The 21,087-nt window shown below is 68.7% G+C and carries 15 protein-coding genes and 2 pseudogenes; 11 read left to right on the forward strand and 6 right to left on the reverse strand.

The features are described from left to right. Nucleotides 1-5 precede the first annotated feature (5 nt). Entirely contained in the window at nt 6-1,841 is a 1,836-nt protein-coding gene (locus AB5T46_RS14335) for a putative bifunctional diguanylate cyclase/phosphodiesterase (protein ID WP_370564697.1), read from the reverse strand. A gap of 201 nt (nt 1,842-2,042) precedes the next feature. Between AB5T46_RS14335 and AB5T46_RS14340 the strand changes: the two are divergent. The 7 genes and pseudogenes from AB5T46_RS14340 to AB5T46_RS14370 form a co-directional block, all read left to right on the forward strand. Continuing rightward, a pseudogene (locus tag AB5T46_RS14340) lies at nt 2,043-4,983 on the forward strand (indolepyruvate ferredoxin oxidoreductase family protein); the annotation flags it as partial. Between the two features lie 188 nt (nt 4,984-5,171). Further along, nucleotides 5,172-5,861, forward strand: a pseudogene (locus tag AB5T46_RS14345) (DUF6537 domain-containing protein); the annotation flags it as partial. Between the two features lie 105 nt (nt 5,862-5,966). Then, on the forward strand, nt 5,967-6,575 hold the full coding sequence (locus tag AB5T46_RS14350; protein ID WP_370564698.1) for a GyrI-like domain-containing protein: 609 nt from the start codon (nt 5,967-5,969) through the stop codon (nt 6,573-6,575). Nucleotides 6,576-6,766: 191 nt separating this feature from the next. Further along, entirely contained in the window at nt 6,767-7,501 is a 735-nt protein-coding gene (locus AB5T46_RS14355) for an SGNH/GDSL hydrolase family protein (protein WP_370564699.1), read from the forward strand. Nucleotides 7,502-7,787: 286 nt separating this feature from the next. Continuing rightward, complete coding sequence (locus AB5T46_RS14360; RefSeq protein ID WP_370564700.1) at nt 7,788-8,207, forward strand: GFA family protein; 420 nt, start codon at nt 7,788-7,790, stop codon at nt 8,205-8,207. A gap of 177 nt (nt 8,208-8,384) precedes the next feature. Further along, nucleotides 8,385-8,642 (forward strand): type II toxin-antitoxin system Phd/YefM family antitoxin, encoded by a 258-nt coding sequence (locus AB5T46_RS14365; protein ID WP_370564701.1) that lies wholly within the window; start codon nt 8,385-8,387, stop codon nt 8,640-8,642. After that, nucleotides 8,630-8,953 (forward strand): type II toxin-antitoxin system RelE/ParE family toxin, encoded by a 324-nt coding sequence (locus AB5T46_RS14370; protein WP_370564702.1) that lies wholly within the window; start codon nt 8,630-8,632, stop codon nt 8,951-8,953. The genes AB5T46_RS14365 and AB5T46_RS14370 overlap by 13 nt, the downstream gene beginning before the upstream one ends. Nucleotides 8,954-9,160: 207 nt before the next feature. Here the strand turns inward: AB5T46_RS14370 and AB5T46_RS14375 are convergent, their stop codons facing one another. Then, nucleotides 9,161-9,634: a DUF3224 domain-containing protein gene (locus AB5T46_RS14375; RefSeq protein WP_370564703.1), complete on the reverse strand. Its 474-nt coding sequence runs from the start codon at nt 9,632-9,634 to the stop codon at nt 9,161-9,163. Nucleotides 9,635-9,733: 99 nt separating this feature from the next. Here AB5T46_RS14375 and AB5T46_RS14380 point away from each other — a divergent pair, with 99 nt between their 5' ends. Next, the gene (locus AB5T46_RS14380) at nt 9,734-10,549 is read left to right on the forward strand and encodes an AraC family transcriptional regulator (protein ID WP_370564704.1); all 816 of its coding nucleotides are present in this window, start codon (nt 9,734-9,736) and stop codon (nt 10,547-10,549) included. Nucleotides 10,550-10,587: 38 nt separating this feature from the next. Here the strand turns inward: AB5T46_RS14380 and AB5T46_RS14385 are convergent, their stop codons facing one another. Both AB5T46_RS14385 and AB5T46_RS14390 read right to left on the reverse strand, forming a co-directional pair. Further along, nucleotides 10,588-12,246 (reverse strand): M28 family metallopeptidase, encoded by a 1,659-nt coding sequence (locus AB5T46_RS14385; protein WP_370564705.1) that lies wholly within the window; start codon nt 12,244-12,246, stop codon nt 10,588-10,590. A 169-nt stretch (nt 12,247-12,415) separates the two neighbouring features. Continuing rightward, entirely contained in the window at nt 12,416-16,234 is a 3,819-nt protein-coding gene (locus tag AB5T46_RS14390) for a patatin-like phospholipase domain-containing protein (RefSeq protein WP_370564706.1), read from the reverse strand. A gap of 136 nt (nt 16,235-16,370) precedes the next feature. Between AB5T46_RS14390 and AB5T46_RS14395 the strand changes: the two genes are divergently transcribed. Beyond that, complete coding sequence (locus tag AB5T46_RS14395; RefSeq protein ID WP_370564707.1) at nt 16,371-17,249, forward strand: hypothetical protein; 879 nt, start codon at nt 16,371-16,373, stop codon at nt 17,247-17,249. 64 nt (nt 17,250-17,313) lie between these two features. Here the strand turns inward: AB5T46_RS14395 and AB5T46_RS14400 are convergent, their stop codons facing one another. Further along, nucleotides 17,314-17,925 carry a DUF938 domain-containing protein gene (locus tag AB5T46_RS14400; protein WP_370564709.1) on the reverse strand — a complete coding sequence of 204 codons (612 nt, stop codon included), beginning with the start codon at nt 17,923-17,925 and terminating at the stop codon, nt 17,314-17,316. 140 nt (nt 17,926-18,065) lie between these two features. Between AB5T46_RS14400 and AB5T46_RS14405 the strand changes: the two genes are divergently transcribed. Further along, a complete protein-coding gene (locus tag AB5T46_RS14405; RefSeq protein WP_370564710.1) occupies nt 18,066-18,422 on the forward strand; it encodes an I78 family peptidase inhibitor in 357 nt (118 codons plus the stop codon). Between the two features lie 177 nt (nt 18,423-18,599). Then, nucleotides 18,600-18,887: a hypothetical protein gene (locus tag AB5T46_RS14410; protein ID WP_370564711.1), complete on the forward strand. Its 288-nt coding sequence runs from the start codon at nt 18,600-18,602 to the stop codon at nt 18,885-18,887. A gap of 69 nt (nt 18,888-18,956) precedes the next feature. On the opposite strand, the gene AB5T46_RS14415 is transcribed toward AB5T46_RS14410, so the two are convergent. Then, nucleotides 18,957-20,873, reverse strand: coding sequence for an acyltransferase family protein (locus AB5T46_RS14415; RefSeq protein WP_370564712.1), 1,917 nt, complete (start codon nt 20,871-20,873; stop codon nt 18,957-18,959). Nucleotides 20,874-21,087: the final 214 nt, after the last annotated feature.

The raw sequence follows: 21,087 nt of genomic DNA on the forward strand, positions 1-21,087 counted from the left end.
CGCGCTCAACCGGCGCCGTAGCGCGCCAGCAGTTCGGCGTTGTCGAGCGCCGGCGCGAACAGGAACCCCTGCGCCCGCACGATGCCGAGCGCGCGCAGGGCGTCGGCCTGGGCCTGCGATTCCACGCCCTCGGCCACCACGTCGATCCCGATCTTGCGGGCGATGGTGGCCACCGCCTCGACGATGGCGCTGTCATAGTGGTCGGCGGGCAGGCCGCCGATGAAGCTGCGGTCGAGCTTGATCGCGTCGATCGGCAGCCGCTTGAGATACCCCAGCGAGGCCCAGCCGGTGCCGAAATCGTCCAGCGCGATGCCGATGCCGAGCGCACGCAGCCGCGACAGCGTCTGCGCCGCGCCCTCGGCGTCGGCCAGCAGCGCGGTCTCGGTCAGCTCCAGGCACAACCGCGCCCGCGGCAATCCGGTGTCTTGCAGCACCTGCTCGATGTCGGCCAGCAGGCCCGGCTGCTCGAACTGCCGCGCCGACACGTTGACCCGCAGCACCGGCGCCGTGCCGTCGCGCGCGGGCCAGCCGCACGCCAGCCGGCAGGCGCTTTCCAGCACCCAGCGCCCGAGCGGCACGATCAGCCCGGAGGATTCGGCCACGTCTATGAACTCCCCTGCCGGATGCAGGGTGCCGTCCGCGTCCTGCCAGCGCAGCAGCGCCTCGGCCGCCAGCCAGCGGCCGTCTCGCAGGTCGATCTCGGGCTGGAACCACACCTGCAGCCGCTCCTGCGCCATTGCCTCGCGCAGCGCCCGTTCGATGCCGCGGCGTTCGAGCAGGCCGCGGTGGTGTTCGGCGTCGAACACCTCGCAACGATTGCGGCCGTCGCCGCGCGCGCGCTGGCTGGCCAGCTCGGCATTGCGCAGCAGGACATGCGCCGACGGCGCCTTCAGATCGCGGGCGAAGGCGACGCCGACCGCTGCGGCGTGATGCGCCGCCTGCACCAGCTCCAGACAGCGCTCGGCGAGTTCCAGCGCCTCGGTTTCGGACAGGGGGCCGTGCGGCAGCAGCGCGAAGGCATGCTCGCGCACCCGCGCCAGGGTGACCACGTCGCCGAGCTCGCGGCGCAGCCGCGTGGCCAGCTCGACCAGCACCGAGGCATCGTCGCCGACAGCGCCGCAGGATTCGATCTGCAGGTGGATCGCGGCGAGTTCGCGGTCGCCGCCGTGCATCGGCCGCAGCGCGCTGTGCGCAACCTCCAGCAGATGATCGCGGTTGGGCAGGTCGGTGAGCGGATCGTGCAGCTCCAGATAGCGCAGCCGGTTCTCGGCCTTGCGGCGGCGGTTGATCTCGGCGGCCATCGCCACGTAGTCGCCGATGCTGGCGGCGAATGCCTGGTCCTCCGGCGTCCAGATGCGCGGCGATCCGACCTGTTCGTGGCAGACCACGCCGATCAGCTCGCCGCCGCTGCGCACCGGTGCATCGAGCATCGAGACGATGCCGTGACGCTCCAGGTAGTCGGACAACGCGGGATCGTCGGCCGTCAACGCCTCGTCGTGGGTCGCGTCGGCGGCGTCGACCACCCGCAATTTCCCCAGGCGGGCGCCGTACTCTTCGCCCATGCGCAGGACCTCGTGCGCGCCGGGCGGATTGTGCAGCGCGCCCGCGCGCTCGAACAGGTGCACGCAGGCGAGCCGGGCATGGGTGGGATCCAGGAGCCAGATGCCGACACGGTCGGCCTCGAGGGTGGCGGCGGCGACCTCGCAGATCTGCGCGTAGGCGGACTCCAGGCTGCAACGGTCGTGCCAGACCTGTCGCGCCAGCGCCACCAGCGCATGATTGTGGCGCCGCGCCCAGGCGCCGCGCTCCGATCGATCGGTTGTCTGCAGTTCCGCCGACATCCTCTCGCCCCCGAAGGCCGACGCGCTGGCGCATCGGCTCGCTTCCGCATCCTGCGCTCCTTTCCGGGGCAACGCCAGCCGCAGCGCTCGCCGGCCAGGCGGCAGGGCACCCGCTGCTACAATTTCCGGCCGTTTCAGCGCCCTCCCGGCCATCCCGCCGTGGCCCGCCAGCGACCCGTTCGCAAGCCGAAGATCCCCGCCATGACCAGCATTGCCGACCTTTCGCCGCCCACTCCCGCAGGCACCGGCCCGACCCGCGCCGGGATCGATGCCGACTACACCCTGGAGCACAGGTACACCCGCGCCGCGGGCCGGATCTACCTGTCCGGGGTGCAGGCGCTGGTGCGGCTGCCGCTGATGCAGCGGCTGCGCGACCAGGCCGCGGGCCTGAACACCGGCGGCTTCGTGTCCGGCTATCGCGGCTCGCCGCTGGGCGGCTTCGACCTGGAGCTGTGGCGCGCGCGCAAGCACCTGGACGCGGCCCGGGTGAAGTTCCAGCCGGGGCTCAACGAGGACCTGGGCGCGACCATGGTCTGGGGCACGCAGCAGACCAACCTGTTCCCCGGCGCCAACGTCGATGGCGTGTACGCGATGTGGTACGGCAAGGGCCCGGGCGTGGACCGCTGCGGCGACGTGTTCAAGCACGGCAACGCCGCCGGCACCGCGCGCCACGGCGGCGTGCTGGCGCTGGCCGCCGACGACCATGCCTGCCGCTCGTCGACCCTGCCGCACGGCTCGGAAGGCGAGTTCACCGCGGCGATGATGCCGATCCTCAACCCGGCGGGGGTGCAGGACATCCTCGACCTGGGCCTGCTGGGCTGGGCGATGAGCCGCTACACCGGGCGCTGGGTGGGTTTCAAGACCATTGCCGAGACGGTGGAGTCGTCGGTCTCGGTGGACGTGAACCCGTTCGCGCTGCAGATCGCGCTGCCGGAGGATTTCGAGATGCCGGCCGGCGGCCTCAACATCCGCTGGCCCGACCCGCCGATGGAGCAGGAGATGCGCCTGCACCGCTACGCGGTGAAGGCGGCACAGGCGTTCGCGCGCGCCAACCGCATCGACCGCACCGTGATCGACTCGCCGCAGGCGCGGCTTGGCATCGTCACCACCGGCAAGAGCTACCTCGACGTGCTGCAGGCGCTGGAATACCTGGGCTTGGACGCGCGCGCCTGCTTCAATCTCGGCATCCGCGTGTACAAGGTCGGCATGACCTGGCCGCTGGAGCCGGTGGGCATCCACGCGTTCGCGCGCGGGCTGCAGGACATCCTGGTGGTGGAGGAGAAGCACGCCTTCATCGAGAGCCAGATGAAGGAACTGTTCTACAACTTCGAGTTCAAGCTCGACAACGGCCGGCGCCCCGGCATCGTCGGCAAGTACGACGAGGCCGGCGAGTGGATCCTGCCCTCGACCGGCGAGCTCACGCCGGCGCGCATCGCCGGGGTGATCGCGCGCCGCATCCAGCGTCTCGACTTGGTTCAGGGCAGCGACTCGGAACGGATGCGCCAGGTGCTGGCGTGGATGGAACAGAAGGAAGGCGAGCTGGCCCTGCCACGGGCGCAGTTCCCGCGCGTGCCGCACTACTGCTCGGGCTGCCCGCACAACACCAGCACCCGGGTGCCGGAGGGCTCGCGCGCGCTGGCCGGCATCGGCTGCCACTACATGGTGACGTGGATGGACCGCGACACCGACACCTTCACCCACATGGGCGGCGAAGGCGTCACCTGGGCCGGGCAGGCGGCGTTCACCGACACCCCTCACGTGTTCCAGAATCTCGGCGACGGCACCTACTTCCATTCCGGTTCGCTGGCGATCCGGCAGTCGGTCGCGGCCGGGGTCAACATCACCTACAAGATCCTCTACAACGACGCCGTGGCCATGACCGGCGGGCAGCCGGTGGACGGCACCCTCACCGTGCCCGACATCGCCCACCAGATGCGCGCCGAGGGCATCGCGACGATCGTCGTGGTCAGCGACGACATCGGCAAGTGGTCGAAAGCCGAACTCTTCCCGTCCGGCGTCGAGTTCTTCGACCGCAAGGAACTCGACACGGTGCAAAGGCGCCTGCGCGAGGTGAAGGGCGTCTCGATCCTGATCTACGACCAGACCTGCGCCACCGAGAAGCGCCGCCGCCGCAAGCGTGGCAAGCTCGAGGATCCGGCCAAGCGCGTGTTCGTCAACACCCTGGTCTGCGAAGGCTGCGGCGACTGCGGCAAGAAGAGCTTCTGCGTCTCGGTGCTGCCGCAGGAGACCGAGTTCGGGCGCAAGCGCGCCATCGACCAGTCCAACTGCAACAAGGACTATTCCTGCGTCGAGGGCTTCTGTCCCAGCTTCGTCACCGTGCACGGCGGCCAGCCGCGCAAGGGCCGCAAGGTCTCCGCCGCCGAACGCCTCGAAAACCTGCCGCTGCCCGCGTTCGACACCGACCTGTCGCAGCCCTGGAACATCCTGATCACCGGTGTCGGCGGCACCGGCGTGGTCACCATCGGCGCCCTGCTGGGCATGGCCGGGCACCTGGAAGGCCGCGGTTCCACCGTGCTCGACCAGACCGGCCTGGCGCAGAAAGGCGGCGCCGTCACCACCCACATCCGCATCGCGCGCTCGCCCGCCGACATCCACGCCGTGCGCATCGCCGCCGGCGAGGCCGACCTGGTACTCGGCTGCGACATGGTGGTGGTGAACGACTACTGGGCGCTGTCGAAGCTGCGCGAAGGCCGCAGCCGGGTGGTGCTCAACACCTGGGAGGCAATGCCAGGCACCTTCACCACCCGCCCGGACATGCAGTTCCCGGCCGCGGACATCGTGGCCGCGATCCGCAGCGCGCTCGGCGGCGCCGAACCCCTGCAGATCGACGCCACCCAGCTCGCCACCGCGCTGATGGGAGACGCCATCGCCGCCAACCTCTTCATCCTCGGCTACGCCTGGCAGCGCGGCCTGGTGCCGCTGTCGTTCGAATCGCTGATGCGCGCGGTGGAACTCAACGGCGCCGCGGTCGAGATGAACAAGACCGCCTTCGCCTGGGGCCGCCTGGCCGCACTCGACCTCGGCGCCGTGCACGAGGCCGCCGGCATCGTCCGCAATGCGCCCACCGCCGCCGAGTCCACTCCCGGCGCGCTGCAGGCGTTGCCGCCCGGCGAATGGGAAAGCGCCGAATGGGGCGCCACCAGCGCACCGAAGCCGTCACGCAACGGCGACGACCTGCGGCATCTGCCCATATCGAATCCGGCGGTCGCAGGCCACCCGCCGACGCCCCTCTCCCGCATCGCGGGAGAGGGGGGGGCCGCCCGCGACGCGGGCGGTGGGGTGAGGGCAGGTGGCGACGAGGGCACCTTCCTCCCCCTCGACGACCTGCGCCTGTCGCGCTCGCTCGACGAGCTCATCGCCCGCCGCATCGCCTTCCTCACCGACTACCAAAACGCGAAGTACGCCAAACGCTATGCCGACTTCGTCGCGCAGGCGCGCGCCGCCGAGCAGGCCCGGGCGCCCGGCAGCACCGACCTGTCCGAGGCCGTCGCCCGCTACTTCTTCAAGCTGATGGCCTACAAGGACGAATACGAAGTCGCGCGCCTGTACACCAGCGGCGAATTCCGCCGCCGCATCGAACAGCAGTTCGAGGGCGACTACACCGTGCGCTTCCACCTCGCCCCGCCGCTGCTCGCAAAGAAGGACGACAAGGGCGAACTGCAGAAGCGGGAATTCGGCCCCTGGGTGTTCAAGGCCTTCGGCGTGCTGGCGAAACTGCGCGGCCTGCGCGGCACCGCCCTCGACATCTTCGGCTACACCGAAGAGCGCAAGCTCGAGCGCCGCCTGATCGACGACTACGAACGCACCGTCGGCGGCCTGCTGGAGAAACTCGACGGCGGCAACGTCGACCTCGCCGCAGAGATCGCCGGCATCCCCGAGCACATTCGCGGCTACGGCCACGTCAAGGAGACGCACCTGCTGGCCGCCAAGGCGCGCGAGGCAGAACTGCTCGAGGAATGGCACGACCCGCTGCGACTGGTGCAGGTGCAGGCGGCCTGAGATTCAAGGGTGCGGTACGCCCGCGCCTGCAGTTCGTTCAAGCCGGCGCCGCTTCGCTGCGCGGCATGGTTCAAGCGTTGGCCGTCATCGGGATAGTGGGGGCGAATGAAGAAGATCGATCTGAAGAAGGAGCTGAAGCAGCTCTACCGAGCGTCCGCCAAGAACGTTGTGCAGGTCGAGGTCCCTACGTTCAAGTTCCTCATGGTTGACGGAAAAGGGGATCCGAACACTTCCCGGGAGTATGCGCAGGCTGTAGAGGCGTTGTTTTCGGTGTCCTACACGGCCAAGTTCATGGTCAAGAAAGGCCGGCAAGAGCTCGACTATTCAGTCATGCCGCTCGAAGGGCTTTGGTGGGCAGACGACATGTCGGCCTTCGTTGCCAACGACAGGGCTGGCTGGAAATGGACGATGATGATCATGCAGCCCCGCTTCGTCGCAGATGAAGTCATCGAAGCGGCGGTCGCTGCGGTCCGAAGTAAGAAGCGGCTTTCTGGCATCGACAAGCTGCGCCTGGGGGAATTTGCTGAAGGTCGTTGTGCTCAAGTGCTGCACGTTGGCCCGTTCTCTGAAGAAGGGCCAACGATCGAGCGCCTGCATGCGTTCATCGATGCCCGGTCAGGCCTCGCCGGAAGGCACCACGAGATTTACCTGAGCGATATACGGCGCGCAGATCGGAAGAAGTGGAAAACGATCATTCGCCAGCCGATGCAATGACGGCTGGCCAGTGTCGTGGAACGCATCGATGAAATCCGACATGCACCGGCGGCAGCACAATGGTCCAGCGGGCGATCAGGACGTGTGACGCTTCCTTGCGGCTGGCCTGGCGCATGCCTGACAATGCGAGCCGGCGCCATTTCGCGGCGCGAGCCTGATTCTCGCGTCAGGCCCCAAACCCGAGGTGGCGCATGCGCAGGGTTGTCTTCTGGAGTTCCTTCCCTTTCGTGCTGCCCCAGGCACTGAGGCTCCGACGCACTGCGCCTCGGTTCGTCGCTGCGGCCGGTCCGGTTACGGGATCGGTTGCCGGTAAGCGCAGCGTACGGCTCATCGCGATAGGCGATTCGATCATCGCGGGGGTAGGGGCGCGCAGCCTGGATCTGGCGCTTGTCGGTCAGACGGCCTCGATCCTGTCGCAGTCGCTCGGCGTCGGCGTCGAATGGCAGGCGATCGGGAGCATCGGCGCCACCTCGGCCAAGATTGCGCAGCAGCTGGTGCCGAAGCTGCCGGACCGGGCGGTGGACTTCATTGTCCTTTCCACCGGCGTCAACGACCTTACATCGCTGATGACCCTCGGCAGATGGCGGACATCCCTGGACACGCTGCTTGCGGCGCTCCATCGCCATTCGCCGGGCGCCATCGTTGCCGTTGCCGGCATACCTCCGCTCCATGGCTTTCCTCTCCTGCCGCAACCTCTGCGCGCCGTCTTCGGCATGAGGGGCCGCTCTTTCGATGCGGTTGGCCGCCGCGTCGTCGCCGCCCATGACCATGCGGTTTACGTCCCGCTGGAATTCACGCCCGGCCCCGACAAGTTTTCGCCGGACGGCTTTCATCCTTCGGAAGCCAGCTATGCGGATTTCGGAGCGGCCGTTGCGGCGGCGTTCGTCGGGCGCGCCGGCCGGCCGGGTCCGGCAGGCGGGGCCTGACGATTCTTTCGAGCCGGGCGCGCTTCGCGGCCTCGCTTGAATCAGGCGCCGTGGTTCGCGGATGCCGCAAGGTGCCAAGCGCCGCCGGCGGGCTGTCGAACGGCGTACGCCGCCCCGGTGGATCCCCATCGCTGCTGTAGCGCGTCAGCGTCGCGGGAACGCCCTGGCCGCCGGCAACCGCGTGGATTTCCGGCCCTGTCCCGGCCATTCGTCCGGAGCATGTACGCTATGGAAACGGATCGGGCTTGCCTGCATCCGGTTCGCCCGGGGGCGAGGAGATCGTCGCATGCTGAAAGGACAGTGCTTTTGCGGTGCCGTTCGCTACGAGGCCGGCGATACGCCATCGCAGGAAACGGCCTGCCATTGCTCCGTCTGCCGCCACACCAGCGGCGCGCCGTTCGTCGCGTGGTTCACCGTTCCGGCCATGGCGTTCCGCTTCACTTCGGGGCGGCCTGCGAGCTTCCGATCCTCGGCGCACGGCACGCGCATGTTCTGCGCAGCCTGCGGCACGCCGCTGACGTTCCGGTCCGCACAGTTTCCCGACGAGATCGATGTCACGACATGTTCACTGGAGGATCCGGAGCGGCTGCCGCCGAAGGACCACACGCATACCAGTTCCGGGTTGTCGTGGGTGCGACTTGCCGATGGTCTTCCGGTTTACGGCGAGACGCGGTCCGGAATAGGCGCGGCGGGCCCGGTCCGTTGATCCGGCGCCAGGCCGGGCTGTCGTTGCGCCGGAATCCGGGCTCATCCAAGCCTTTGGCGCCGCGGGAGGAGTTCATCTCATCACTCGGGCGGACGCCGCTCGGTGACGCGGCCTGGTTCCGCAACAGGCTCGCGCCGGCCGCTTGTGCGGCCGCGAGTGATACTATAGTGTCACTTCATGCGCACCGAACTCGTCACCACCCTCAAGCGCCAGGCCACTGAGCTTCTCTCGGATATCGAGCGGAACAAGGAGCCTATCCTCATCACGCAGCACGGCCTGCCCAGCGCGTACCTGGTGGATGTCGAGACCTACCAACTCATGCAACAGCGCATGGCAGTGCTCGAGGGCATCGCTCGCGGAGAGCAAGCGGTCGCCGAGGGCCGCGTAGCTACCCACGCCCAAGCCAAGACGCGCCTCGCGCGATGGCTGAAATAGTTTGGTCGGAGCCGGCGCTAAGCGACCTGGACGCTATCGCCGACTACATCGCACTGGAGAATCCTGCCGCAGCCGCGGAACTGGTCAGACGCGTCGTGGCTCACGTCGGTCGGCTGGCTGACCATCCCGAGAGTGGCAGTCGCCCACAAGAACTCAAGCGATCGCGCTATCGCCAGATCGTCGAGCCGCCCTGCCGCGTCTTCTATCGTCATGACGGGCAACAAAGCGTCTTTGTACTGCATGTCATGCGTTCCGAGCGCCTGCTCCGTAAAGGGCGGCTCACCACTCGTGCCAAGCAAGCAAGGGTCTAACGATTCCGTTCGCATATCCATGACGGCCGGAGGCATGCGGTGCCCTCTCCCGCGAGGGAGCGCCGACATGAACACGGTCGTTGCTCGGCCAGGCAGGCGAGCCGGCAACAGCAGGACGTGCCGCCGCGGCACCGGGAAGGCGGGCGGCACCGGGCCAGCGAAGATGGGCGGGTGCACGGGCACCGCTGACTCCCCGTGCGATCCGCCTCATTCCGGCAGCGAATAGCGGAAGTCGTAGCTGTGCTCGCCGTCGGCGATGGTGATCTGCATTGCGCCGGCGAGGCCGCGCAATTGTTCCGTACCGGAATCGGGCACGACCTTGACCGTCCAGTCCTGCGGCACGCCCTGGACCAGGACCGCACTGTGCACCAGCACGAAGCTGCCGCTGCGGCCCTGCAGCGATCCGGTGACCTTCTCGATCGCCACGTAGGCGCCGGACTGCGCGCCGTCGCCCGACGCCAGCATCTCGCCCTGGCCCGTCGCTTCCAGTGCGCCGTGGAACTGCTTGTCCAGCGACAGGCGGCCGATTCCGGAGGCCTGGGCGGGCGGATTGTCGGCGACCTGCGGCGTGACCTTGACGTCGAATGTTCCGGTGGCATGCATGGTGGCGGCTTCCGTAGCGGGTTGGACGGGATGGGAGAGGAGCGCGAAGCCTGCCAGACAGAGCAGAAGGATATTCATGGCAGACTCGTGCGATGCGTTGGCGGAGTGAACCATGGCGGCGGCGGCATGGATTGTAAAAACGCGACACGCCGCCTGCGATAGCGCGAGGCCAAGCCCTTGCCTGCCGACGTAGGCCCGGCCCGGGGCATCCTGCGGCCTGCGCCTGGACCGGGGCGGTTTCACCATGCGCGGCTCGCGCCGTCGGCGGCGCTGGCGGGCGTGGTCCAGCATTTCTGGATCGTGCGCTGGGACCTGCAGGGCGCCGCGCCGCAGGTCCGCGAAACGTTGCCGCACCCGAACGTGCATCTGGTGTTCGAGCCGGGTCGCACCCGGATCCACGGCATCCACTCCGGCCGCTTCACCCGGGTGCTGGAGCAGCACGGGGCGGTGTTCGGGATCAAGTTCCGGCCGGGCGCGTTTCGCCCCTTCCTGCAGCGCCCGGTCTCCACGCTGCGCAACCGTTCGGTGTCGCTGCAGGAGGTGTTTGGCATCGCCGGCGCGCCGCTCGAGGCATCGCTGTTCGCGCAGGAGGACGATGCGCGCCAGGCGGGCATCGCCGAGGCGTTCCTCGGCGCGCGCCTGCCGCCGGTGGACGACGACGTGACGCTGGTCGGCGAGATGGTCGACGGGATCTGCGCGGACCGCGGCATCACCACCGTGGAGCACCTGCTGGCGCGCTGGCCCATGAGCAGGCGGCGATTGCAGCGACTGTTCAACGAGTACGTCGGCATCGGCGCGAAATGGGTGGTCAATCGCTACCGCATGCACGAGGCGCTGGAGCGGCTGGCCCGGGGAGGCGCCGCCGACTGGGCCGGGCTTGCGCTGGAACTGGGGTATTTCGACCAGCCGCACTTCATCCGCGACTTCAAGGCCCTGGTCGGCTGCACGCCCACTGAGTACATGGGCCGCTTTCCGCCGCCCGCGAAACCGTAGCGCCCCGGCGGGGCAAGGGCACGGCGCGCTTCGCTCCTTCAGCGGTCCGGCGCCGCGCGCGAGCCGGCGCTGCGGTCGCGCGCCGCCTTGAACTCGCTGTCCGCGTCCCACTCGGGCCAGGCGGCGGAGGCGGCGATGTCGCTGGCCAGCCGATGGACGGTCTGCGTGTCGGCAGTCGGCCCGCGCATGTCCCAGTCGTCGCCGAACTCGTCGCCGGGCTGGTGGTAGCGATGGGCGAAGTAGTCGGCGCGCGCCGCCTTGCCGCCTTCCACGCCGCCTTCGATCTGGTCCATGCCGGGACCGATGGTGATGGCAGGCACGCCGGCCTGGGCGAAGGCGAAGTGGTCGGCGCGGTAGAAGAAGCCGGCCTCGAGATTGGGATCCGGCGAGTAGCTGCGGCCGTCGCGCTCGGCGGCTGCCTTCAGGCTGCGCTCCAGCGAGACCTTGCCGACGCCCCAGGAGGAAATGTCGCGCGTTGGGCCGTCGGGGCTCCACATTTCCAGGTTGAGCACGGCCGCGGTGGTCTGCAGCGGGCGCAGCGGATTGGCGGCGTAGTAGTGGGCGCCGAGCAGGCCGTTCTCCTCGGCGGTGAGGGCGAGGAACAGCAGGCTGCGCGCCGGCCGTTCGCCGGCGGCGAACACGCGCGCCAGCTCGATCAGCGAGGCGACGGCGGTGGCGTTGTCGACCGCGCCGTTGATGATGGCGTCGCCGCTGTCGTCCGGCTGGCCGATGCCGAAGCTGTCCCAATGGCCGGAGAGGATCACCGTCTCGCCGGCGCGATCGGCGCCGGGCAGCAGGCCGGCCACGTTGCGGCTGACGATGCGGTCGCGCTTGACCTTGAAGCCGACGGACAGGGCGGCATCGCCGAGCGCATGGCCGGCAAAGCCGTCCTGCTGCGCGCTGCGTTTGGCTTGTTCGAAGTCGAGTCCGACCTGCTCGAACAGCTGCACGGCGAGATCGCGCTGGATCCAGCCGCGCACCGGCAGGTGATAACGCTCGGCTTCCTCGCGCACGATGTCGTACTGCGGTCCGGCGCGGCCGTTGCGCACCGTGGCCCATGGGTAGGACGCCGGTTCGGTCTCGTGCACGATCAGCACGCCCGCCGCGCCGCGGCGCGCCGCCTCCTCGTACTTGTAGGTCCAGCGGCCGTAGTAGGTGATGGCGCGGCCGCCGAACCTGCCGGGCTGCTCGCTCTCGAAGTCGGGATCGTTGACCAGCACCACGACGATCTTGTCCTCGACGTCGAGCCCGGCGTAGTCGTCCCAGCCCAGTTCCGGCGCGGTGACGCCGTAGCCGGCGAAGACCAGCGGCACCTCGCGCAGGTCGACGCGCTCGCCCGGGCGCAGCGTCTCGACGGCGATCTCGTCGCCGTTGGCAAGCGCGCGGGTCTCGCCGGCGACGTGCAGCGCGGCCTCGACCGGGCCGTCGATCTCGCTGCGTTCCAGCGTCACCGCCTGGGTCCAGCCGCCGTCGTCGCCGGCCGGCTGCAGGCCGGCGCGTTCGAACTGCTCGCTGATGTAGGCGACGGTCTTGTCCTCGCCGGGCGTGTTCGGCGCGCGGCCCTCGAATGCGTCGGAGGCGAGCACCCGCAGGTGCTGCGCGAGGTTGTCGGCGCGGACGTCGTCGCCGGGAACGTCGCCGGCACAGGCCGCCAGGAGGAACAGGCCGAGGAAAAGATACGGGATGCTGCGGGTCATGGAGGGCTCCGTCCGGTCCGGATCGACAGACTACGCGATCCGGCTTCCTCCACGTCGGCACGGCTGGGCATGCCGGCAAGATGCGGCATCGGCACGTCAACGGGGCGCAAACATGCCGGTCGTCGCGGTGTTGCCGCGTGCCCGCACCTAACCTAGGGCCCGCTACCGCTTATGGTGCATGCCGCGCGCGCGCGCCGCTGCGGTCGCGGTGGCGCTTGGCGGTCTGGCGCAGCAGCGCGGTCAGCCAGGCGTTGGTCCGTGCCGCCTCGCCGCTGCGGCACACGCCGATCGGGCCGTAGTAGCCGGCGCGGACGTCGATCGCGTCGACGCCGTGGCGGCTGACGAGCAGGCGCATGAACTCCGTCGCCAGTCCCATCCGCCGCAGGTGGTCCTGCACCCGCAGCAGGCGCAGGGTGCCACCCGAGAACGCGGCCACCGCGAGCGTGGTATCCGGCATGCGGTTGCCGGTGCGGGCCAGCACCGCGCTCCACCGCAGCCGCAGCAGGTACAGGCGGGTCGGCTGCGACTGCGGGTCCGCCAGCAGCGTCCTCGAGGTCAAGGCGCCGTGTTCGACATGGTTGATGCGTCCCTCGCCAAGCAGACGCTCGCAGGTCTTCCGCCAGTCGGTGCCGGGCGCAGGCGAGACGTCGTCGACGCGCAGCACGCGCTGGTACTCGTCGTCGTTGCCCAGGCGCGGCAGCTCCAGCCGCTGCTGGCAGAAGGTGGCGAAGCGCACGCCGAAGGTGGGCAGGCCGACGGTCCAGGCGATCCGGAAGATCGGCGACCAGCTCCAGTGCCGGAACGCGTTGACCCAGCCGCGGTTGTCGGGGTGGTCCCAGGCGTGTTCGAAATCGAGGTCGTGGTAGACCGACTCCATCAGCCGGATCAGCTCCTGGCAGAAATAGAAGCAGGCACGGAAGTCCTGCGGCGCCGGCAGCCGCGTGCGCCGGCCCAGCGCGCGCGCGGCATCGCCCGCGCCGGGCACGCCGGCGACCAGGTCGGTCCAGGCCGGATAGAACTGCGCATCCAGCACCGCCAGCTCCGGCGTGTTGCGCAACTTGGCGAACAGCCGCGACAGCGCCTTGCCGTGCAGCGCGAAGCAGCCGGCGATGTCCGGCAGCGGCGCCACCCAGCGCTCGCGCAGCGCGATCAGCAGCCTCTGCTTGCGGCCCGAATCGTGCAGGCCCAGTTCGGCGTGCCCGGGGGCGCCGACCTCTGCACCGATCCGCTCGAGCACCGGCTCCAATGCGCGGTGCGCGATGTCCTCGCCCAGCCGCCGGTAGCTCTCGAACTGCGCCTCGTCGAAGTACTGGTCGGAGGTGGGCTCGTGCGGGAAGCTTGGATGGGCGTGCGCGTAGTGCCGGATGTCGGCGGGCTCGGCGCCGGTCAGGGTCGGCTTCAGGTACAGCAGGGTGCCGCGGCTGCCGTCGGCGTAGTCGATGCGGCCGACCGCGCAGCTGCGCTCGGCCAGCCCGTCGGCCTGCGGCTGCAGTGCACGCACGTCGATGCGGATGTGGGCGCCGAAGTCGACCCGGCACTTGTGCACCGCATTGCCGAGATCGGCGAACGCGCGCGCCGGGTCGCCGCCGGCATCGACGCAGAGGATGAAGCGGCAGCGGCGCCGGACCAGCTCGTACAGGGCGAGGTTCTCGAAATGGCCGCCGTCGGACAGGTGCACGAACTTGCCGCCGTCGTGGGTGCGGCCGAACAGTTCGGCCAGCAGCCAGCGACCGAAGAACGGCGTGCTGCGCGCCCGCGCCGGCCTGGGGTGGCTGGGATTGCGCAGCCACCAGCCGAGCCGGGCGTCGAACAGGGTCAGCAGGAAGGTCACCGCCGGCGAGCTGTGATAGCCCATGTTGGGATTGACCGCCGCGCCGGAGATCGCGATCGCGCTGCCCAGGGTCAGCGACGAGGCCAGCGACGCGCCGCCGCCGCCGCCGGTACCCGGGTCGACGTCGCCGATCGGTTTCGCGCCCGGGCGCGAGGCCGGCGGCAGGTGGCCGCAGTAGCCCGGCGACAGGCAGAACGAGGCGGCCCTGCGATCCTGCCAGTCGAGCTGCTTGGCCGCGACCAGGTTCATCGCGGTACCGATCAACGGAAACAGCGGGCGCCCGCTGCGCAGGCGCTCCACCTCAATCAGGTCGGCCAGCACCAGGTCGTCCTGCACGTCGAAGTTGGTGGTCGGCTCGGGATTGCGCGCCTCGTTGCTGGCGCCGAGATAGCAGCGCACCAGGCGGTTGCGGTAGAAGGCGTTGAGGCTGAACTCGTTGACGTCCACCGCCCAGCCGAACAGCAGCCACACCGCCAACGCCGCGGCGATCAGCAGTAGCAACAGGCCGTCGTGGGCGCCGAGCCCGTCCTGCAGCCAGCGCAGATAGTCGCCGAGACCGCCCGGCACCGGCGTCGGCATCCCGGCCAGCCGCCGGAGCAGCCACTGGCCGACCAGGCTCAGCGCGACGAACAGGCCGAGGATGAAGACCCATGGCGCGATCCGCGCCACCCGGTCGAGCAGCCGCGAACGGCGCGACCGCGGCTCGCCGCCGCCGCGCCGGCCGTGCGCGAACAGCAGGCCGATGCCGGTGGTCGACAGCCACGCCAGCGCACCGGCCCAGCCCAGCCCGGCGATGCCCTCGCCGCCCACCCGCAGCACCGAGCTCATCAGCCATGGCCCATAGATGGTCAGGCCGAGCGACAACGTGATCGCCAGCAGCACCAGACCCGCGGTCCTGCCGCCGACCCGTGCCCAGATCTCGCGCTGCAGGTCGCTGAGCGCCGGCCCGGCCAGCCCCAGGTGCACGATGCCGGTCAGCACCACCGCGATCGTCACCAGCGAGGGCCCGAGGATCGCCACGTGCCACAGCGTGCCGCCGACCGCGAGGCTTCCGGCAACCAGCTGTTGCAGCGCGGCCACGGCGCCGCCGGCGAACGCGGCCGCGCCCAGGGTGCCCAGCACGAACCGCGGCGCGTGCCGCTGCAGCGGCGACGGCTGGGCGTCCGAAGCCTCGCGGTCGGCCGCCAGGCGCGAGTGCCAGCGGTCGAAGCCCAGCCACAGCATCCACATCGCCAGGTACAGCACCGCGGTGACCACGCCCAGCCGCGCCACCGCGCCCAGCGGTGCGTGGATCGCGTCGATTGCGCGTTCGAATACCGAGGGCAGGCCGTCGTACTCGGCCAGGCCGAGGGCGCCGAGCATCGAGGCCAGCCCCAGCGCGCCGATGGTGGCCAGCGCCGCCAGCGCGATCCGCGTCGGCGGCGGGCCGGCCTCCTCCTCGGGCAGGCGGGCGCGGCGGTCGACGTCGGTGGTCACGTAGGCCAGCAGCGCGACCGCCAGCATGCCGAGCATCCCGGCCAGCGACAGCAGCCGCACCGGATGCTGGTGCGCCACGTCCGAGGCCATGCCGTACAGCAGTAGCGGCAGCAGGCACATCGCCAGGATCAGCGCGCACAGCTGCACCTGGATCAACAGCACGTTGCGCACGTAGGTGCCGATCATCCCCAGCGTGTCGCCGGAGAACGGCGATTTGCGCGGGCTCAGATAGTTGCTGTATTCGCGCAGGTGCAGGATCGGCCGCTGCACCCGGGCGGTGACGCGCAAGGCCTCGTCGGCCGACACGCCCGGCAGGTCGCCGGGTTCGCTCAGGCGCGAGCGCAGCACCGCGAACGCCTGTTCGAAGCCGCGGCGCCGGATCAGCGCCTGCAGGAACGCGCCGATGTAGCCGCCGCCCGAGACGCTGGACTGGTAATGAAAGCACTTGAGCAGGCCGTTGCGCGCCAGCGCCTGCAGCACGCCCAGGCCGAAGGTCGCGCTGCGGATGCCGCCGCCCGACAGCGCCAGGCCCCACAGCTCGACATCCTCGTCGGCGGCCGCCCGATCGCCCAGGATCGCCCGGCGCTCGGCCGCCTTGACCGCGTCGAGATCGACCGGCGTGGCGCGTGCGCGCCGGCGCACCCGCGCCTGCAGAGAAGGCAGGGCATTCCGCAAGCGCATCGATTCCTCCTTCGGCCCAGACCCCGGTCACCCGTCCATGCGGGGTTCCCCTCCGGAAACCCCGGCGACGGCCGGTGACCGTAGCCGTCATCCGGCCGCGTTACCCTTGAGGGTAGTACAGACATGCGGGCCGCACATGCAACTGCAGCGCATTTACGCCGATTGGAATGCGGTCCGGCACGCGACCGGCACCCCATCCAGCCGCCAGCGGCGCACATGGCGCGCGTACCTGCTCACGCGTCCGGCGATCGCCTACTGGGGCGACTCCTGGTTCAGCACGCCGCTGTACAAGAATCTGTACTGGAACAGCTTCGTGCGCATCGACGGCATCTCGCTGCGGCTCGGCGGCCCGGGGCTGACCGCGGCGAAGCTGTGCACGCAGTCGCGGTGCCGCAACTACGCCGAACGCCTGCGTTCGCGCGAATTCGACCTACTGTGCCTGAGCATCGGCGGCAACGATGCGCTCGGCCCGCGGCTGGCGGCGATCTTCGCCGGCGCCGGCCGCATGCGCGCCGAGGACGCGTTCGCCGAACTGCTCGCCGCGCGCCTGTTCGAGGGCATCCGCGAACGCTACGCGATCCTGCTCGAGGCGATGAGCCGGGTCGGCGGCGCGTTCCGCGTGGTCGGCCACGGTTATGCGCCGCTGTCGAAGATCGGCGATCCGGGCCGGACCAGCATCAAGAATCTCGGCCTGGCCGCGCCGCTGATCGGCAACCTCGGCCCGTGGCTGTGGCCACCGATGCGGCCGGTGCTGGGCAGCAAGGCCGAGGTCGCGCGCTTCGCGCGCCTGATGCTGGTCGACGGCTTCCGCGACCGGGTGTTGGCGCCGAGCAAGGCCGACTTCCCGTCGCTGTTCTCCTACGCCGACTTCTCGCCGATCGCCGACACCGCCGACCCGGCGTTCTGGTACGACGAGATCCATCCCACCGAGGCCGGCTTCGCCACGCTCGCGGTCGGCTACAACGCGATGATCCGCGCCGCCCTGCCTGCGGCCAAGCGCGGGGCGGTCGCCTGAGCGGCGGCCGGTTCCCGGCTCCGGTGGCCGTGGCGCACGCCGCACCCCGGTACCGCAAGGCACGTCAGCCTGGTGTTGCCGCCTGCCTGCGCCAGACCACGCAGCGGTTGTTGGCCGGCATCGCCGCGTCTTCCACCCGCACCAGTCCGATGCCGGCGGCCAGCGCATCGACGGCCTCGAGATCGCGGATGCCCGCGTACGGATCGCGCGCCCCGAGCCAGGCGTCGAACTCGCGGTTGCTGTCGCTGTCGTAGCGGCCGCCACGGTTGAACGGCCCGTAGATCGCGAGCACCGCATCCGTCTCCAGCACCGCGTCGAGTCCAGCGAACAATGCCTCCACCTCGGGCCAGGCCATGATGTGCAGGGTGTTCGCACTGAACGCCGCGTCGAACCGCGCCCGCGGCCACGGGCCGTGCGCGACGTCGAGCTCGCGCGCCGGCGGCGTGTTGGGCAGCGCCGCCTCTTGCAGCCACTGCCCGATCCCGGGCAGCCGATCGGCGCGATCGCTGCACTGCCACTGCAGCTGCGGCAGTGCGCGTGCGAAGTACACCGCGTGCTGGCCGGTGCCGCTGCCGATCTCGAGCACGCGGCGGCGGTCGGCGAAGTGCCTGCGCAGCACGGCCAGGATCGGATCGCGGTTGCGCTCGCAGGCGGGGGCGTCGGGCTTGGCGGGCATGGCATCGGACGGCGACAGTCCGCCGCAGCATGCCGCATCGCAGCCCTCGCGTCAGCGCACGGCACTCCGTGTTTAACGACATTCACACGTCTGCGGCTGCAGGCTGTCGTCTCCATTCACCCGTCGACCTGGAGATTCCAATGTCACGTTCCGTCGCTTCGCTGCTGCTGGTGGTCCTGTCCGTCTCGCTGGCTGCCTGTGCGCCGACGTCCACAGGCGCTCCGGACGATACCGCCGCCGAAACGCCGCCGGCAGCCGCCGAGCCCGCACCTGGCGCGCCGGAGGCCGCCGACCAGGCGTGCAACGCCGATGCGGTGCAGTCGCTGGTCGGGCAGCAGGCCGACGACAGTCTGGTCGAACAGGCCCGCACCGACGCCGGCGCCGAGATCGCGCGCGTGCTCAAGCCCGGACAGGCGGTGACCATGGAGTACCGCGCCGATCGCCTCAACATCGATGTCGACGAATCGGGCACGATCACCGCACTGCGTTGCGGCTGAGCGTCGAAGGTCGCACATGCACGCCGGCCAACGCACACACACTGCGTTGTCATCGGTGAACCGGACCGAACGCGCGCGGTCTCCGGCGGCCTGATTGCGATTCCTTAGCACCGTCGTGACGCAATTCATACACTCCGACGTGGAGACTGCGAGGCGCCATCCACCAGGAGATCACGCATGTTCCGTTTCGCATTGCCTCTGGCCGCCGCACTGACGTTGTCGCTGGCTGCCTGCACGCCGCCGGAGGAAACGCCACCGATGGACGAGCCGGCAGAGCCGACCGAACCGGCGGGTGACTCCGGGTATGCACCGCCGCCCACCGACGACACCACGGACCCGACCACCGATCCGATGCAGGACCCGTCTCCGGTCGACCCAATGGATCCAAATGCGCCGCCGCCGGAAGACCCGACCGACGAGCAGGTCCCGCCGGAGGATCCGGAGGACAACCCGCCGACCAACTGATCGCGCTCCACGCGCGACTCTCTCTCCAAGGTCGACGATTCCCGCCCCTTCCGGGGCGGGATTTTTATGTCAGCCGCCTCCATTTGTCACACGTGAGGAGCGGCCCGTCGCGTCGAAGAAGGCCTCGAACAAGGGGGCTATATAACGGGCCCCGGCCATCGTTAGATGGTTGTCATCGAAATAAAAGCCCTTCCCGTCGCGGGAGGTGATGCAATGGCTGGCGTTGCAAAGAACGTCAGTGGGTACGACCCGCGCGATTCCCGCTTGATGCAACCGGTCCAGCTCAGCCAGCGCATAACGGTTTTCCGCAAGATAGCGGTCCTTCCCCAGCGCGAAGTCTTCCGGTCGATTTCCATGCAGCAAGGTACGAGCTATGGAGGTCGGCACATCGAACTCGGAGTCTGGAAAAGGGTAGATGAGGACGACCTTCTTGCCGGCGGCTCGTAGTTCATTGGCGGAGTTGGCTATGCCACCCATGACTTGCCTCGTCTCATAAGCGGCCGCGGAATATCTTGCGATCAAGAATATCGTTTTTACGTTGCTTTGCTTAAGAAACCCCAGGACGGCATTGTTTCGGTCGATGCAACCGGACCTGCGCTGGACGGGAACCCCGATGGCGGGAGGGCAGGCAGACGCGGAAAACTGGATGAGAGACGAGCCATGCTTCGCGGCCATTTCGCCAAGGGCGTAGGAAAGTTCGACTCCATGACTGTCTCCCCAGACTGCAAATTCAGCGGCGGAGGGAGGCGATGGCTTGCCGAGCACGCACATCTTGGTGTTCGCCGCCGACAGGGACTCTCCGTAATAGTGGCACCTGGCGCGAAGCGGGCTGATGTCCTGCGCGGCTTCGGTAAGATGAATTACCTCGGGCGAGAATCTGTCAGCCCAGCCCCTGAGAAAAAATCCAAAGGATCCCACGCCCAGGAACAACAGCAGGAAAGCGCTGCTCAGCGTAAAAATAGCTCGCCTGCCGAAGACCTTTCTGCTGCGGAAAGGACGTTCTATGCATGCCCAGGAAACGACCGCGGCGAGGAAGGATGCCAGAATCGCTGCCACCGAGTACCAGCCGTGCAGTTTCTCGATGAGGAAGTATTCGGAGAATACAACGATGGGCCAATGCCATATGTAGAGGGAATACGATATGCGCCCGATGAAGACGAAGGGCCTCGTGCTTAGCACGTGGGCGATGAACCCATGCGCTCCTGCATAGATCATGAATACGGCCCCCAGGACGGGGAGCAATGCGGCCTTCCCCGGGAAAGGGGTCTGGCTGGAATAGCCGAACATGGCGAACAGCACCAAAACCATGCCGATCGCGGAGATGGCAGCCCTTGAGTTCTTGCTGCGGAGCTCCGGCAGGACGCCGAGGGCAAGGAGAGAGCCGGCCAGCAGCTCCCAGGCACGGGTCGGGAGCATGTAGAAAGAGAAAGCCTGGTCCTTGCCGATCATCCACTCGCTCACGAAGAAGGACACGAGAGCAAGCGGCATGAGGAAAGCCACCGGGCTCGATCTGGTTCTTCTCGCTATGAAGATGAGGACGAGGGGGAAGAAGATGTAGAACTGTTCTTCCACGGCCAGGGACCAGGTGTGCAGCAAGGGATTGGTTTCCGCACTGCTGTCGAAGTATCCGGATTCCCGGTAGAACTGCACGTTGGAAATGAAGAATATGGTCGCGAGGAAGTTCTTCGTGAAGCGGCGAAAATCTTCTGGCAGGAAGAAGATCGACGCGGCCGCAAGCGAAACAATGAGAACGGCAAAAAGAGCGGGGAAGATGCGTCTCGCTCTCCGCTCGTAGAAGTCGACGACGGAAAAGCCCCGCCCCTTGATTTCGTCGTCGATGATCTTCGTTATCAGGAAGCCCGATATTACGAAGAAGATGTCTACCCCTATGTAGCCGCCATTGAAGAACGGAACGCCAGCGTGGTAGAAAAGTACCGGAAGTACCGCTACGGCACGCAGGCCGTCTATCTCGGGGCGGTATTTCATGGGTTCTCGGGTCCTACCTCCAGCTCGCCCGCAATCCGGTGGCGTTCGCCCCGGGTCCGGTATCGGCAGGCCATGCGCAACTCCCTTCGATCGTGTCGCAGTACAGGCTACGACATCCGGCCCGCGTCATACCTGGCCGGTTTCACAATTGGGAAATTGCACTTCGCGATTTGAATCCGCCCTGCCCCTATCCTGCCTGCCCCTCAAGCATCGA

This window comes from Luteimonas salinilitoris, assembly GCF_041300785.1.
Lineage (GTDB): Bacteria > Pseudomonadota > Gammaproteobacteria > Xanthomonadales > Xanthomonadaceae > Luteimonas > Luteimonas salinilitoris.